This is a genomic window from Pectinatus haikarae (genome assembly GCF_050916305.1).
GTDB classification, from domain to species: Bacteria; Bacillota; Negativicutes; order Selenomonadales; family Selenomonadaceae; genus Pectinatus; species Pectinatus haikarae.
The window spans coordinates 2,366,260-2,381,444 of the sequence record NZ_CP116940.1; the positions used below are offsets into that span (position 1 = coordinate 2,366,260).

The 15,185-nt window shown below is 39.0% G+C and carries 19 protein-coding genes; 4 read left to right on the forward strand and 15 right to left on the reverse strand.

Annotated features, from left to right (window positions below; translation table 11 throughout):
* Window positions 1-62 precede the first annotated feature (62 nt).
* The 3 genes from NXG61_RS11465 to NXG61_RS11475 form a co-directional block, all read right to left on the reverse strand.
* Window positions 63-1,211: an aldo/keto reductase gene (locus NXG61_RS11465; RefSeq protein ID WP_307225406.1), complete on the reverse strand. Its 1,149-nt coding sequence runs from the start codon at window positions 1,209-1,211 to the stop codon at window positions 63-65.
* 386 nt (window positions 1,212-1,597) lie between these two features.
* Window positions 1,598-2,074, reverse strand: coding sequence for a flavodoxin (locus NXG61_RS11470; protein ID WP_307225405.1), 477 nt, complete (start codon window positions 2,072-2,074; stop codon window positions 1,598-1,600).
* A 29-nt stretch (window positions 2,075-2,103) separates the two neighbouring features.
* Window positions 2,104-2,658 (reverse strand): flavin reductase family protein, encoded by a 555-nt coding sequence (locus NXG61_RS11475; RefSeq protein ID WP_196604534.1) that lies wholly within the window; start codon window positions 2,656-2,658, stop codon window positions 2,104-2,106.
* Between the two features lie 124 nt (window positions 2,659-2,782).
* On the opposite strand from NXG61_RS11475, the gene NXG61_RS11480 reads away from it, so the two are divergent.
* Window positions 2,783-3,823 (forward strand): IS6 family transposase, encoded by a 1,041-nt coding sequence (locus NXG61_RS11480; RefSeq protein WP_432748932.1) that lies wholly within the window; start codon window positions 2,783-2,785, stop codon window positions 3,821-3,823.
* Between the two features lie 76 nt (window positions 3,824-3,899).
* Here NXG61_RS11480 and dmpI read toward each other — a convergent pair whose 3' ends face one another.
* The 10 genes from dmpI to NXG61_RS11530 form a co-directional block, all read right to left on the reverse strand.
* Window positions 3,900-4,142 (reverse strand): 4-oxalocrotonate tautomerase DmpI, encoded by a 243-nt coding sequence (gene dmpI / locus NXG61_RS11485; protein WP_307225079.1) that lies wholly within the window; start codon window positions 4,140-4,142, stop codon window positions 3,900-3,902.
* 268 nt (window positions 4,143-4,410) lie between these two features.
* Complete coding sequence (locus NXG61_RS11490; RefSeq protein WP_307225073.1) at window positions 4,411-5,301, reverse strand: LysR family transcriptional regulator; 891 nt, start codon at window positions 5,299-5,301, stop codon at window positions 4,411-4,413.
* A gap of 26 nt (window positions 5,302-5,327) precedes the next feature.
* Window positions 5,328-5,681, reverse strand: a complete 354-nt coding sequence (locus NXG61_RS11495; RefSeq protein WP_196604537.1) for a hypothetical protein — start codon at window positions 5,679-5,681, stop codon at window positions 5,328-5,330.
* Window positions 5,682-5,709: 28 nt separating this feature from the next.
* Window positions 5,710-6,390: an NAD(P)H-dependent oxidoreductase gene (locus tag NXG61_RS11500; protein WP_307225071.1), complete on the reverse strand. Its 681-nt coding sequence runs from the start codon at window positions 6,388-6,390 to the stop codon at window positions 5,710-5,712.
* A 14-nt stretch (window positions 6,391-6,404) separates the two neighbouring features.
* Window positions 6,405-6,911 (reverse strand): cyclophilin-like fold protein, encoded by a 507-nt coding sequence (locus NXG61_RS11505; protein WP_307225069.1) that lies wholly within the window; start codon window positions 6,909-6,911, stop codon window positions 6,405-6,407.
* Window positions 6,912-6,925: 14 nt separating this feature from the next.
* Complete coding sequence (locus NXG61_RS11510; protein WP_432748933.1) at window positions 6,926-7,087, reverse strand: hypothetical protein; 162 nt, start codon at window positions 7,085-7,087, stop codon at window positions 6,926-6,928.
* Between the two features lie 14 nt (window positions 7,088-7,101).
* A complete protein-coding gene (locus NXG61_RS11515; RefSeq protein WP_307225065.1) occupies window positions 7,102-7,755 on the reverse strand; it encodes a flavodoxin in 654 nt (217 codons plus the stop codon).
* A gap of 61 nt (window positions 7,756-7,816) precedes the next feature.
* A complete protein-coding gene (locus NXG61_RS11520; protein WP_307225063.1) occupies window positions 7,817-8,476 on the reverse strand; it encodes a DUF4405 domain-containing protein in 660 nt (219 codons plus the stop codon).
* 55 nt (window positions 8,477-8,531) lie between these two features.
* The gene (locus tag NXG61_RS11525) at window positions 8,532-8,978 is read right to left on the reverse strand and encodes a carboxymuconolactone decarboxylase family protein (protein WP_307225061.1); all 447 of its coding nucleotides are present in this window, start codon (window positions 8,976-8,978) and stop codon (window positions 8,532-8,534) included.
* A 602-nt stretch (window positions 8,979-9,580) separates the two neighbouring features.
* Window positions 9,581-9,790 carry an MmcQ/YjbR family DNA-binding protein gene (locus NXG61_RS11530; RefSeq protein ID WP_307225077.1) on the reverse strand — a complete coding sequence of 70 codons (210 nt, stop codon included), beginning with the start codon at window positions 9,788-9,790 and terminating at the stop codon, window positions 9,581-9,583.
* Between the two features lie 267 nt (window positions 9,791-10,057).
* On the opposite strand from NXG61_RS11530, the gene NXG61_RS11535 reads away from it, so the two are divergent.
* The gene (locus NXG61_RS11535; RefSeq protein ID WP_307225059.1) at window positions 10,058-10,339 is read left to right on the forward strand and encodes a helix-turn-helix domain-containing protein; all 282 of its coding nucleotides are present in this window, start codon (window positions 10,058-10,060) and stop codon (window positions 10,337-10,339) included.
* Window positions 10,340-10,578: 239 nt separating this feature from the next.
* Entirely contained in the window at window positions 10,579-10,917 is a 339-nt protein-coding gene (locus tag NXG61_RS11540; RefSeq protein WP_196604545.1) for a winged helix-turn-helix transcriptional regulator, read from the forward strand.
* Window positions 10,918-10,925: 8 nt separating this feature from the next.
* On the opposite strand, the gene NXG61_RS11545 is transcribed toward NXG61_RS11540, so the two are convergent.
* Together NXG61_RS11545 and uxaC are read right to left on the reverse strand one after the other, a co-directional pair.
* A complete protein-coding gene (locus NXG61_RS11545; protein ID WP_196604546.1) occupies window positions 10,926-12,374 on the reverse strand; it encodes a glycoside-pentoside-hexuronide (GPH):cation symporter in 1,449 nt (482 codons plus the stop codon).
* 191 nt (window positions 12,375-12,565) lie between these two features.
* The gene (uxaC, locus tag NXG61_RS11550; RefSeq protein WP_196604547.1) at window positions 12,566-13,975 is read right to left on the reverse strand and encodes a glucuronate isomerase; all 1,410 of its coding nucleotides are present in this window, start codon (window positions 13,973-13,975) and stop codon (window positions 12,566-12,568) included.
* Between the two features lie 217 nt (window positions 13,976-14,192).
* Here uxaC and NXG61_RS11555 point away from each other — a divergent pair, with 217 nt between their 5' ends.
* Entirely contained in the window at window positions 14,193-15,179 is a 987-nt protein-coding gene (locus NXG61_RS11555; RefSeq protein WP_196604548.1) for a LacI family DNA-binding transcriptional regulator, read from the forward strand.
* Window positions 15,180-15,185 lie beyond the last annotated feature (6 nt).

Consider the following 15,185-nt stretch of genomic DNA (forward strand, 5'->3'; position numbering starts at 1 on the left):
TAAGCATGATAATATTTGCCCAGGCTCATCCTAGTCAATGTAATTGAATGATTTTCTACCGCTCATTTTTTAAAGACCTCTTTCGCTCGCATCATATTCTGCCGCACTGAAACATGAAATGGACAGCGCTTCTCACAAGCACCGCAATCAATGCATTCAAAAGCTGTATGTTTCAAGATGGCATAATGTTCACGCACAGTTTCTGGTATTTTTTCTTGCGCTTCAGCAAGATTGAGAAGTTTAGTGACCATAGCAACGTCAATACCTTTCGGACAAGGTGCGCAGTGACCGCAGTACATGCAGTGTCCTTTCCAATTGATTCGCGGGAAAGAAGTAAAGGCTGCTGCATAATCTTTTTCTTCCATAGAAGCGGTCTCATAGTGTACACTTATTTCTAATTCCTCTACAGTATGCGCTCCTGCTAAAACTGTTGCTACTGCCGGGCGTGTTAAAGCGTAGTGAAGGCACTGAACCGGAGCAAGTGCCATGCCCGCAGGAGACAATTTTGCATTTAAAAGATCACCACCGCCAAATGCTTTCATGACAGTAATGCCGACGCCACGGCGTTGACAGACTTCATAAAGTTTTTCTCGATCTGGATTCATATTGAGCAGCGACTTCTCGTAGCTTTTTCCGTTCCAAAGATCATCGCAATCCTCACTGGCCGGCTGAAGATCATAACAGGGGTTAATACTAAACATCAGCACGTCAATAAGTCCGCTTTCCACTGCCTCCAGAGCGACAATAGGATTATGGCTGCTAAGACCAAGATGACGTATTTTACCTGCTGCTTGCAATTCCTTCGCATACCGTATAATTGGACCGTTGGCAACCTGCCGCCAGTCATCAAGCGAATCTACATAATGGACCATGCCGACTTCTACTGAATCAATATTCAGGCGCCGCAGCATATCCTCAAAACTCGGCCTAACTTCATCAATTTTACGTGTACGCTCATACTGCCCATTTTTCCAAACTGCGCAAAGATGTACCTGCAAAATAAATTTATTTCTCCTACCGGCAAGTGCCTGCCCCAGCCGGCTGCGCCAAACAGGATTTGGTGCGTAGAAATCAATATAATTAACGCCCACCCGTTCCGCAGTATCTAAAAAATCATCCATATATACACCGTTATGATCAATAAGACCTTCGCATCCAATACCAATTTCACTTACCTTAAGACCCGTTTGTCCAAGTTCACGATACTGCATTCCATGATTTCCTCCTATTTAGGCTTAAAATATTGTCACTTATTTTCTTATTATCGTACTCTATGGTCCAGACTCAAAGTCAAGTTGAATTTTTTAAAGAAAAAATTTTCCTGAACCATATTCACCTCGACTCAATTTAAAGTGTTAAACTCTAAGTGAATACAAATCATTTTCTGTTCTTAAATAAAAGAAAAATTATTTATAAATTGGAATGACAATTCCTTATCACGTCGTCTGCGCTTGCGATGCTCATAGTGCACTATCTACTTATAATGATATTGTTTTGGCATCAACATAATTGATATACCCATCAGGCATAAAAATCATCGTTACATAAAGCCTTTACCGCAGTTCCCTATGCTTTTCGTATTTCTTACGAGACCTACCTATTTTATCCCGTTTTTCTTTAACCAAGCTTCGACATTGCTGTCTTTAACTGAGCTGCCATAACTGGAGAACATGGAAAGTACCGTCGATTTTTTACAGGCCAGCTTTACATTTTTCTCAATATAGCCGGAGCCCCCACCGCCATGTGTGCAGAATGGAATAACTGTCTTGCTCGCTAAATCATATTCTGCAAGGAAGGTGGCAATAGGTGGTGCCATGGTACTCCACCAATTCGGAGTGCCCACGAAAACGCTGTCAAAGTCAGCAATGTTCTTAATTTTTGTCTTAAGCGGCGGGTGGTATCCAGCTTCAATTTCCTTTTTTGCCTGATCTACAACCGCAGTGTAATCACCTGGATAAGCTCTTTCCGGTTCTAATTCGTAGAGCATACCAGCGGTTTTTGCTGAAATCAGCTTTGCAAGCTTACGCGTGTTGGAAGAATGCGAATAGTAAACAATCAAAATTTTTCTACTCATTTTTAAAATTCCTCTCATTATAAATTGATTTATACTTTATACTGATCAGCAAAACTCACGCACATACCTAAAACAGCACCTGTCTTAACATACTCATAGGTCGGCATTTCAAAGAGAACTGGTTTTAAAACGTGATAATCAATTTTCCCTTCCTCATTCAGAATAGATTCTTCTGCATAGGTGTGTTCTATTTTCAACACAAAACTTTCGAATCCTTCTGTATCATAAACATCAACAACACTGCATTCCATCGTAAGCGGAGATGCATTCACAAGTGGTGCACCCAATTCACCAATGGAATGAGCAAATACTGTAGATTTATCAACCTTGCTGCCACTTACTTTACCAACATACGATGCCTCAGACAGCAATTTTTCATTTACAATATTTACTGAGAGAACTTTATTTTCCTTAATGCCTTTATTTGTATAATGAGGTTTTGCCAGACTTACCATAATTCGATCATGACCGATAATACCGACATGTCCGGCAATCAGCCAGTTGGGTTTATCTTGCACCATTGCACCTATAATCACCAACGGTGTTGGGTATAATCCTAAAACTGAACCAATATCTTTTTTCATATGAAAATTCTCCTATATATTTTTTTCGTATTGTAAAGTTAAATGAAAGTTGAGGACTCGTCAGCCCTTCTGGTACAATAGTTTTATCACAAACACTGTACCTCCCGAAAGGAGACGAGTCCTCATGACAAAATCATATCAGATTTGCTGTCCAAAATGCAACAACCATCAAAACTTTTATCGTTATGGCAAAGATAAAGATGCAAACCAAAAATATCTTTGCCGTGTATGCGGGCATCAATTTGTACCATATGCCAATACAACCGGCAAATCAGGAAGGCCACGCATACGTTCTTACCCAATTTGCCCTATCTGCGGGAAGGCCATGTTTCTTCATCATGAACACAAGTATTATTCAAACTACCAATGTGGTGACAAGAAATGCGGTCATTCCCTTTTTGTCCCAAAACAAGCTGCTATTACAGCACCTTCTATGTCGAAATTGTCAGGAAAAACCAATTTCAAGCGAATGCGTTATCCTATGCATGTTATTCTGACAGCATTGTCAATGTTTTATTTAGGCAAGAATTCTTTCCGCAATATTGCTCTTATTATGCGTACGGTCATGAATATTCAGCTTTCTCACACCACCATCAGCAACTGGTGTACGAAATTTGCACCTTTGTTTCACAACATTGCACTTGAATTGATACCAACGCTCAATTTCGACTCCGATGAATGGCACGCGGACGAAACCGTGGTGAAAATCCGTAGCATGAAATATTATCTTTGGTTAATTGTGGACAGCGAAACACGTTTTGTCCTCGGCTTTCATCTTTCCAAACACCGGGATAGTCCTCAGGCTTTTTCCCTGCTTAATTCCGTTAAGCACCTTGGCAAACCCAGAGCCATTGTAACCGACCGTTACAGTGCCTACAAAGTTCCTGTAAAAGCAGTGCTGAATGTCAAACATATCCGTGTCCACAGCTTCAGTGACGATATCACCAACAACCTGATTGAATGCTTTAACAAGCAGTTCAAAGCATGGTATAAAACCAAACAGGGATTTTCTTCTTTCAATTCCGCCAACAACCTTATCGCGGTTTTTCTCTTTTTTTACAATTTTGTCCGTCCTCATTCCGCTCTTAACAGTTTGACTCCGTCACAAGTTGCAGGGCTCAATCTTTCTGCCAGAAGTAAATACAAGCTTTTGTTCGTTGCTTGAAGTATTTGGCTGTTTCTGTTTGTTAATCTTTCATGTTTACTTTACAAAGCCATTTTTTTAAATGTAAGTGCATATTCTACATATTATCTGAGGTTCTTTTCTTTGCAATATCTGTAAGCGTTCTACCGCCAATTCCCCAATTATCCGCATAATTTTCTTTAATGAGCACATAAAATCCTGACGCTGGAATTCCTAATATTTTGCTCGCATCTTGCGTGATATCTGCAATAAGCTGTTTTTTCTGTTCGGTACTCACATGAGGACCTGCTTCTATCTGAATATATGGCATAAAAATCATCCTCTCTACTTTAAATTTGATATTATTATAAAACCTGAAGTCAGCTTAAGGTCAATACCATTTTTCTTTAAATATAATAATTTATTTATCACTAAGCTTGTTTTTTGTATGAAAAAGGGCACGTAATTTTTTAGTACACCTCTGTTTATTAACCAAAATAAAGTAGCAGTATCTTCTTTTATTTCAGTTTATCATATTTACGTATTCTTTAAATCTATACTGTTAACGATAAGCACTGTTCTCTGTTTTTCCCAATATAGCGAAAGCTTCAAAAGTGCAGTATCGCTTACTATTCACTTGTTTGTTGCGCATTATCTTTACATGTGTGACAATATCCCAAAAAGATACGGGCTGCCTTGGAAAGGGCTTGTTGCTTTTTCCAAGCAAGAACTGCACCCACAGCTCCAATTCCCTTTAGCGGTATGAATCGCAGTCCTGGAGTCATCTGCTGATGAAAATCATAACAAATTGCAGTACCCAGCCCGCTCCTCACCATATAAACCGTATTTAACAAAAGATTATATGTCGCGACTTGATGAAGATTCTCGTACGTTTCACCAAACCAATGTTTCAGATGGGATTGTACCGATATACGTTCTGGCAAAATCAAAGGTACTTCCAAAAGATCGTCCGGATGTATATTTTCTTTTTCTGCTAATGCGCTACTTTCCCGAACCAGAATCCCCCACCGCTCCAGCAATGGCATACGCAGGACTTCATATTTCATAACATCCACCGGTTCCATCAGCAACCCAATATCCACCAGACCATTTTCAATTTGTTCTTGGACGACATCTGCCGTCTTACTTTGCACCCGGAACGTAATCAATGGATACTGCCTATGAAACTCCGCCATCCAAGCAGCCAGCACTGCCATATTCTGTGTATCACCACACCCGATGCGGATGTCTCCAGCCAACGTTCTACTGCCGATAAACTCCTGCTTCATTTTCTCTGCAAGATCCAGAATATCCTGTGCATGACGGCGTAACAATAAGCCATCCTCGGTTAGCCTGACATAATGACTATACCGTTCCAAAAGCTTAACATTTAGTTCCTCCTCCAAGGCACGAATCTGCCTGGACAGGGTTGGCTGCGTCATATGCAGCAGATTCGCTGCCTTGGTAATATTCTCTTCTCTGGCTACTGTCAAAAAATAGTGCAAAACGCGAAGTTCCAAGACAATCCCCCCTTTCGCTTTGGTGGTTACCCTTTCGTATCATCCAAGTCTTTTTTCATCTCATATTTCAAATAATCTATACGGGATATCATCTGTTCTTTCTTATGGATTTCTTCCAGCATATCATTTCGTTTTTCGTTCAGCAAATCCATACAATGACAGTATTTGCTGTCCTTTTTCATTTTCATATAGCTCATAATTTCGTCCCAAGAAAATCCGAAGTCTAATAAGCTCATGATAAAGCTCAGTTCCTTAAGTGCATAATCATCATATATGGTTGCAGCTCCTTCTGACTGTACTTTAGCGATTGAACTGCTTTCGTATTTTTTTAGCACCTCAAAAGGAATGCTGTACTTTTTATGAACTGCTTCGCGATTCATAATTACACCACCTTTATTTTGTAATGTATCAAAGATTTGCGCCAATTTTATATGCCTGATCGCCGAATTCAGATCTTTCTACCAGAGAACGAGCACCGCATCCAATTCCCAAAACCTTCCCGACATCATTCCATTCCATATATCGCACCAGGGTATCATAATGATCAACCAACGCACTCATCGTCCAATCGGCACTATTATAGGCAGTTGCCATCAATACAGATTTCTTGCCATGAAGTTTTCCTGTACGGGAGTAGAAGCGGTCTACTATAGTTTTAAGCTGTGCAGACATGCCGAAATAGTACAGCGGTGTTACCAATACCAATAAATCCGCATCCAGCATTTTGGGCATAAGTGTCTGTTCGATGGCATCCGACCAGATACAAGGTCCATCCATATGACACTTGTCACAGCCGCGACAGGGATGCGTTTCTTCATTAGCCGCATCAAAGGTGAATACCTCATGTCCGGCACTTTTTGCACCTTCCGTGAATTTCTCCGATAAATAAATCGATGTAGATTCATTTTTCGGATGCGGGCTGCTATTAATGACTACAATTTTCATATTCTTACCTCCTGATACGCTTCCTTTTTCCGGGATTTTACTTTCGTTTTCCGTTTCTCCAGCTAGTGCAGACAGTCCACAGCCGCTCAAAAAGAGCGTCAATGTGCCCATGCCGCTGACTTTTAGGAACTCCCGTCTGTTCATACAACCCCTCCCATCTACTCCTTAGAAATAACCTCAACTTTTGCATCGAAATCACCGTTCATTCCAACCAGATCTTCAAGTCCACTGATGAAATGCCCCATGGGGATGAGTCCCTTGGAATATCTGAAGTCTTTATAAAAAACAGAGATATTGCCCCACGGACCATAAACCGCCAGATCACCTGGCTTTGGCACAAATCCGTCCGGAGCATTTTCTTTCGACAGCGACTTCGGTGGATCAGCGATTTTTTCCGTTTCATTATAATCCTTGAAGTGAAGCGTCATTGGCATAGATTGGCGAAAATCCCGGCTGGTCGAGTTGTCTTCCAATTCTGCGATTGATTCCTTGCCATCAAAGGTAAATTTTACACGAACCTGCTTGGATTCCTTTGATTGCAACATCGTCTCATGTTCCTTTATGGTCTCGGCCTGTACATCTTCCCTGCTTCCATAGGCAGCTCCGACAACAGCAACAACGAACAAGAAGCCAATCCCTAAAAAGCACATCTTCTTCATGTTCATAATTCTGGTCTCCTTTACTTTTTTTGCCAGCTCTGCTCAACAATTTCCTGTGACATGCGAGCATAATCTTCTTGAGAAACATTATTTTGTTTTGCTATACAAGCCAGACAAAGCCAAGAATAAAATAAAACAGTGACTGTTACTACCGCGAAGATGCCGATTAATTTACTTTTCATCTCCATCGCCCAATTCATTTGCCTGATTGGATCTGATGACTTGAAAACCACTGCTCCAGTTCCTGTTTGGATGTGTCTTTCGAGAAACGTTTACCATCTACCCAGTTGGCAGAGGCAGAGCACAGATTATGAAGCGCATCTGCACTAGAGCCTATATCGCTGCTGGCTGATGTGCAAATCGGTATGATTTTCTTATCCGAAAAATCATAGCTTTCCAAGAAAGTATCAATAATACGCGGAGCCTGTCCCCACCAGATTGGATAAGCGATTACGATTGTATCGTATTTTTCAAAAGAAGACACCTTCCCATTAATAGCTGGGCGTGCACTATTATCTTTCTGTTCCACTGTAGCACGCGTAGATTCATCCTTATAGTTTAGATCTTCACTGGTATATTTTTTCTCTGGTACAATTTCATAAAGATCTGCTTTGAGAACATCAGCTGCATTCTCTGCCAATGTCTTCGTATTGCCCGTACAGGAGAAATATGCGACCAGTATTTTACTGTTTCCATCTGCCTTTTGCTCTTCTGCTTCCGGTGCAGATTTTTCTGCCACTCCATTTTGTGACTGCGGCGGGGAAGATGTCGTTGCCTCAGTACTGCCACATGCGGTAAGTGTCAACATCATACATACGGATAATAAGAAGAGTGTCACAAATTTTTTCATCTCAATTTCCCCTTTCTTTAGTACAAAATTCAACTTTGATTCAATCGTCCATGCTATGTTTTTACAAATGTCTTGTACTCCTTTTGATCATAAAACCCACTACAGCATACAAGCCAATGATACTCAGAAGCATCAATATGAACATCCCGAGAGAAGCCTTCGTTGCTGCCGTGGCAAAGATATGCTTCAGCTGTAACCGATCGCCAATCTGATTCATAAAAGAACCATAGATGCCACCAGCAATCAACAGGGCCATCATAAAATAGCATCCAACCCGATATTTCAACGATTGCAGATTCCAATGATTCCAGTTCGTAAAACGATGCCATAAAGGCGGCCAATGCAATCCCAGATGAAGTCCAATCAAAACGAGAAGAAAATAAGGCAAGGAAACATGCAATTGATGGACCATTATGTTTCTTTGCAAGTATATTCCAAAAATTTCCTTGAACAAATGATTCGAGATCATCATGCCTGTCGCTATAATACTTACCGCATTAATAATCAACAGGCAGTTAATCATCACAGACAAACTTCGTATGAAATACCACTTTCCTATAAATAGCGAGGAAAACCATAGACGATTCCCAATAAGATGAAAAACGATTGCCGACAGCATAAGGATACCTAACACTTCATGCAGTATTTTAGGCAAAAATTGGAAACTCATTATTAAAAGGAACAGCACCAGCAAAACAATGTCTAGGAAAATCTGTTTCATATACAATTATTCCATCCTTTCCTAACAATAATGACCTATAGGAAGGATCTCCGCTTTACTTTTCTTCATAGACCTCTTTTGCCATACGAAATGCTGCCCAGGCTTTCGGCCAGCCTGCATAAAAACCAAGCTGCGTAAGCATCTCTACCATTTCATCTTTGGTCACGCCATTCTGTTTTGCTGTCTGGATATGGTATTTCAGTGAACTGTCCGTGACACCGCTTCCTATTAATGCGGATATCGTAATTAAACTACGGTCATGAAGTGAGAGCTTGTCATTGCGTGACCACACTTCACCAAACAGGATATCATCATTATATCGTGCAAAATCTGGAGCAAAATCTCCTAATACATCGTGTCCTGCCGTTTGTACAATCTTCTTTGCTGCTGGTTTTGTTGTTTCTTTTTCATTATTTGCCATATTCGCTGCCTCCACGCTTAAAAAATTTGTCATTATAATCCCTGCTGTCAAACCTAACACAATTAACTTTTTCCATGCCATTGCAATCCCCTCCTCAAACAGTAGCTGAATTAATTTCATCTATTGTTTTATTGTAAGTTGTAAAAACAAATTAAGCCAATGCTTAAAAATATGTACCGTCGATGCTTAAAAGGCATTTCATTTTTTGTTTTAAAAAAATTTTGATATTCTCCTACAATCTGCTCCTATGGCAAACATTTTTTTACAAAAGTTATCAAATTGATCCTGCATGCTCAATGCACCTTTTTCCTTCAGTAAGAAACCGCTGTCCGCATTGCCCATATTAATTTTTCATCCGCAGAAAATCGTTATTTTTTCTCTATAAAAACAGTTTTATTTCTCCAGATCTGCTTTTGCTGTAAAAATAGTAATAATCATCGCTATTGCCACAACCATGCCGTATCCGATAGAAATTTCATAGTATTCGCTGTTTCAAGTTGATCCAATGCAATAGAGAAACTAAAAGCTTGATAATTCTCATAAATCCCACCTTCCTCTATATAACTAAAACAATTAAAACTTGCCGTTTTGGTAAATTGAATCAAAATTTAATGTTAAATAAAAATAAACCACATCAAAATTACCAATTAATTGGAAATCTTGATATAGTTTATTTTTACTACTCATCTTTTTAACGTCGAAGCATAACTATGTTCTATCATCTTAAACAGTTCTTTTTCAGACACGTCTCCGTTTACTTTTACAGTATTCCAATGCCTTTTATTCATATGAAATCCCGGTAAAATATCTTTATTGGATTCTCTTATTTCATCAATGTATTGAGGCTCACATTTCAGATTAATATATAAATTATCATCCCGTTCAAAAATCAGCGCAAAATTTTTTTATTCTTTTTGTGTCGTATTGTAGTCCACAAAAGACTAGATTGTTTTCTACTAAAAGGATAATCTTCATAACTATTATCAAAACTCAAACATAAAGAAATATATGAATCCCATATGCTTATATGTGTCGCGCATGGTAAATGTGTACAATGGGTCTATTTCGCACCTGTCACCTGTAATCCAGGGACCTTTCTACCCCTCCGTCCTGGTCAAGCTCACAATTTTGGACATGAACTGGGACGGCTGGATTATTTTATGTTGACCAAAATTTCTTCTCCCCACTTTATCGCCATCCAGCTTGGCTGCACAGAAAAAAGCCTGACTCGTGCAGCCACAGCGACAATAAGCATAAGTGCAGAAGACTTTATCTCTGGCCGCATCACTCTCGAAGCAAAGCGTTTGCTAGCGCATACAGACTTCTCTATTGGCATTATTGCGGAGAAGCTCCACTCACTTCAGAAATTCTTCAAGCGTGAAACAGGTTCTACTCCGGCTCAGTTCCGACGACAAGAAATTGTTTTTGATATTGTCAAATAGACTAGCTGGAAAAGGACAAAACACATAAACAATTTCTCCCTCTCTGACACACTTTACTTCCAGCTTTTAGCATTTTTTTATGATAATTTCGATCTTTTCCCCATCAAATTTCAAACTCAAAACACCTGCAATTATTCCAAAAATGTTAGCTGATTTGTAATTTTTTTGTTGTAAGTATATAATACGATTTTAGAAATGATAGTGAACTAAGCACATTATTAAGGAGCACGGATAATAGCATGGAAAAAACATTACCTGACTGCCCTGTAGAAACGACATTGATGTTAATCAGTGATAAATGGAAATTATTAATAATAAGAGATCTGTTGGATGGCAAAAAAAGGTTTGGCGAATTAAAAAAATCGGTTGGAAAAATATCGCAGAAAATTTTGACAGCTGATTTAAGATCAATGGAAAAAGATGGCCTGCTCAGCAGAAAGGTTTTTGCAGAAATGCCCCCACGTGTTGAATATACACTGACTCCGGCGGGACTTAGTCTAAAATCAGTGATTGAGGCAATGAGCAACTGGGGGCAATACTATCAAAAAAATCTATCAGCAAATAAATCTGGAAAATAGTTCATATTTTATTTTATTTGCCCATTTTCCCACAAGCCATTACTGAGATCATCAGCTATTTTTTTATATTTATTATCTGACAAACCATAAAAAATACTTATAATTACAGCAGCTATACCTAAAGCCACGCCTGGATACAATGTCATGGCAGCCTTTATCCCCGTCAGCGTTTCAGCTGACTGGACAGTATTTGATACATACCCTGTCAGCACAAGGATGCCAGAACTTACGATTGCGGCAAGGGCCTGTGCCATTTTGCGGGAAAAATTGAAAGCGGCATAAGTTATCCCTTCTTTTCTTATTCCATTATGCCATTCGCCATAATCAATAACATCGGATACAAAAGCCCATGTAATTCCATTAGGGATTGCCAGAGCAACATAACCTATTGTGACCAGAACAATAAAAGTGTAAATATTAGTGGCAATAACAAAATTCAGAATATTGGCGACAAATCCTATTAAAAGACCGCCTACAGCAGTTCTCTTTTTGCCGAATAATTTAACCAACTTTGGAATCATAAGAATCCCCAGCACAGAACACCCCATCATAATTCCATTTACCAATGGCTGCAATCCCATATTGCCTAAATTATACTGACAAAAGAAAATCATCATCTGATTATTGGTGTTCATTGCTGAAATAGTAAATAAGGTCATCAGAATTATACAAAGCAGTGGCTTATTTGTAAATACTACTTTGAGATAATCCTTGAATCCTGCCTTTTTTTCTGCCTGTGTATTGCGCATAACCGGAACATTTTCTTTAGTATTTCTATAGCAAATATAAAAACCGACAATACCGATCACAGCCATGATCGCGGCAGCTATAAAAAAACCGTGATGCGGATTATCAAAAACAAGTACGATCGGTACAAACCCGATGCCTGTGATGAGCTGCGCTCCTATAGACCCTGCCTGCCTTGTAGTGGCCAGCTGGCTGCGTTCGTTTACATCGCGCGTCATGACACTGGCCAGTGAACCATAAGGTATATTTGTAAAGGAATAGACCAGCCCCCATGCCATATAAGCAGCATAAGCGAAAAGAATTTTTCCCGACAGTGATAATTCAGGCATTGTAAATGTGACCACTGTAAGTAAAGCCAGTAAAATACTGGATATCATCATCACGGGACGAAATTTTCCTCTGCTGCCGATATTTTTTCTTCTGTCTATCAGAGAACCCGCTATAGGGTCCATAAATGCATCAAAGATCTTTGTAAAAGCAAATATGCCCGCTACAGCAGCTGCCGGTATGGCACAAATATCAATCCAGTACTTCGTTAAATACGCCTGTCCTAAATCAAACATAAATCCATTGCCAAAATCACCAAATCCGTAAGAAATTTTTTCTTTCCAAGACAGCCTTTGAAAATGATTTATTTGATTATTGATATTTTGCGTGCCAGTAGGTTTTTTTGACGGCGCAGTGATAGGACCGGTAACATATTCCTGCATATATTTTCTCTCCTTTATAAAAAAACAAATTTTTAAAATATTCTATATATAATACGAATCATACTTTTTCAAATATTAAAAGGCAATCTGCATTAATTGCTAAATAACTGCAGTATCTTTCTTATCTCAGTGCCGCAGTTATTTAGCTGTATGCCTATGTTTAAAATAAATGACTATGCAGTAATTTTATTTCAGCTATCAAATTTAAAATACTCTTTAGCATTATTATAAGATATGTTTTGTACCAGTTTGCCCAAATATTGTATATCATTTGGGTACTCGCCGTTTTCTACCAAAGACCCAATAAAATTACAAAGGATGCGCCGATAATATTCATGGCGCGGATAAGAAAGAAATGATCTGGAATCTGTGACCATTCCCAAAATATTTCCCAATACTGAAAGATTGGCAATATTTGTCAGCTGGTCGATTATACCGGCCTTTGTGTCATTGAACCACCATGCACACCCCTGCTGAACTTTGCCTGCTATTCCTTTATCCTGAAAAGAACCGATAATAGAGGCAATCAATATATTATCCGCAGGATTAAGCGAATAAAAAATAGTTTTAGGCAATATGCCTTTAAATGTCAGTGCATCTAAAAATGCCGTTATTCCTTCTGCACAATTATATGTGGCAATGCAGTCGAAGCCGGTATCCGGTCCGAGAATTTTATACATTTTTGTATTATTATTGCGCAAAGCTGAGTAGTGAATCTGCATTGTCCAATCACGTTTACTATATTCTTCGGCAAGAAATACCAAAAGTGCAGTTTTATATTCTTCCACTTCCTGAATACTTATCGGTTCTTTTTGCAGCGCTTTAGTGATTATTTTATCTATTTCGGCATCATCGGCAGGACGGTAAAAAATATATTCAAGTGCATGATCAGTCAAGCGGCAGCCCATTTTTTCAAAAAAGTCCATTCTTTTATGCAAGGCCTGTCGTATATCATCTATCGTTCTTATGCTGATACCCGTATTTTCTCCCAATCGTGCAATGTACGTCTTATATCCTTCTGCATCGATGCGCATCACAGCATCAGGCCGCATAGCCGGGATTACTTTTGCTGTACAGGAGGAATCTGCTTTAATTTTCTGATGCCATTCAAGAGAATCTGCCGGATCATCAGTAGTGCAGATAACTTCTACATTGGATTTTGTAATAATTCCCTGAACAGCCATTTCAGGCTGTTTCAGCCGAAGATTGCAAGTATTCCATATTTCTTCGGCAGTGTCTTCGTTCAATGTCAGGTCACAATCAAAAAAACGTTTCAATTCCAAATGCGTCCAATGATACAGTGGATTACCAACGGATTTTGGAAGTGCTTTCGCAAATTCTTGGAATTTTTCGCGGTCAGAAGAATTATTACCTGTAATTTTTTCTTCGGGTGTTCCGTTCGCGCGGATAAGCCGCCATTTATAGTGATCTCCGCCGAGCCAAGCCTGTGCCAAGTTTTCAAATTGGTAATTCTCAGCTATTTCTTTAGGCTGTATATGGCAATGGTAGTCTATGACAGGCATGCTTTTTGCATAATCGTAGAATAATATTTCTGCTGTTTTGGAATCAAGCAGAAAATTTTCGTCCATAAATTTTTTCATTTTTTCTACCTTCTTATATTTTCTTTTTTATGTAAGCTCTTACATTTTATAGGAATAAAATACCACATGTTTAGCCACTTGTCAATATATATTTATTTTTCAATAAATTCAGTATATTTATGGTGCATAAAAATTTCACAGCTCACTCAATATTTTTCTATGCTATAATGTATTATATTTGGCAGGAAAAAGCCAACCAGATCTGGAGGCCCAACATATGACAATATACGACATCGCAGAAAAATGCGGCGTTTCAATAGCCACTGTTTCGCGCGTGCTAAACGGAAGCAGCAGAGTAAGCGCAAAAACTAAAGAAAAAATATTGCTGGTAATGAAAGAGCAAAACTATCAGCCCAATCCCTTTGCGCGCGGATTAGGCTTGAATAGCATGAAAATGATCGGTGTCCTATGCGAAGATGTTTCCGATTCCTTTTACGCCACAGCTATATCATTGATAGAAAGCTATTTAAGACTGATCGACTGGAATGTTATCCTTGGCTGTACAGGCAGAGGCTCCGGTCTCAAATACAAACACCTTCAATTTCTAATGGAAAAACATGTAGATGCCATTATAATTATCGGTACGCCGTTCAATCATACCAAGGATCTGGACTATCTGAAAAATGTTGCAAAAAAACGGCCTGTGATTATGGTAAACAGCTATATAAAGCATAATAATATTTATGGAATAATTTGTGATGAAGAAACAGGTATGAGTGATATTGTGGGAAAACTGGCAGAAAAAGGCTGCAAAAGTGTTCTTTATTTGTATGATTCACTGACCTATAGCGGCAGACAAAAATTGACAGGTTATAAAAAGGGAATAGCAACTCACAAATTAGATGAAAACCCGCTATTGCAGAACAAAATCAACAGATCCTTGGAAGATGTTGAACAAACAGTAAAAAAACTTATTGAGCAGAATGTTTATTTTGATGCGGTAGTGACCTCGGAAGACCTTTTGGCCATTGGTGCACAACGAGCCATATTGCAAATGGGAAAAAATATGCCAATTGTCGGCTGCAATAATTCACTTTTAGCCCAATGTGCCACTCCGATGATTACAAGTTTGGATAATCAGCTGGAAATTCTTTGTCGGGAAGCTGTCGAACTGCTTACTAAACTGATGAATGACAAAGAAGTTCCTTCAAAAATGATTTTCCCGGCAAAATTGTATCAAAGAGAAAGCTTCATATATGCTTAGACAAAT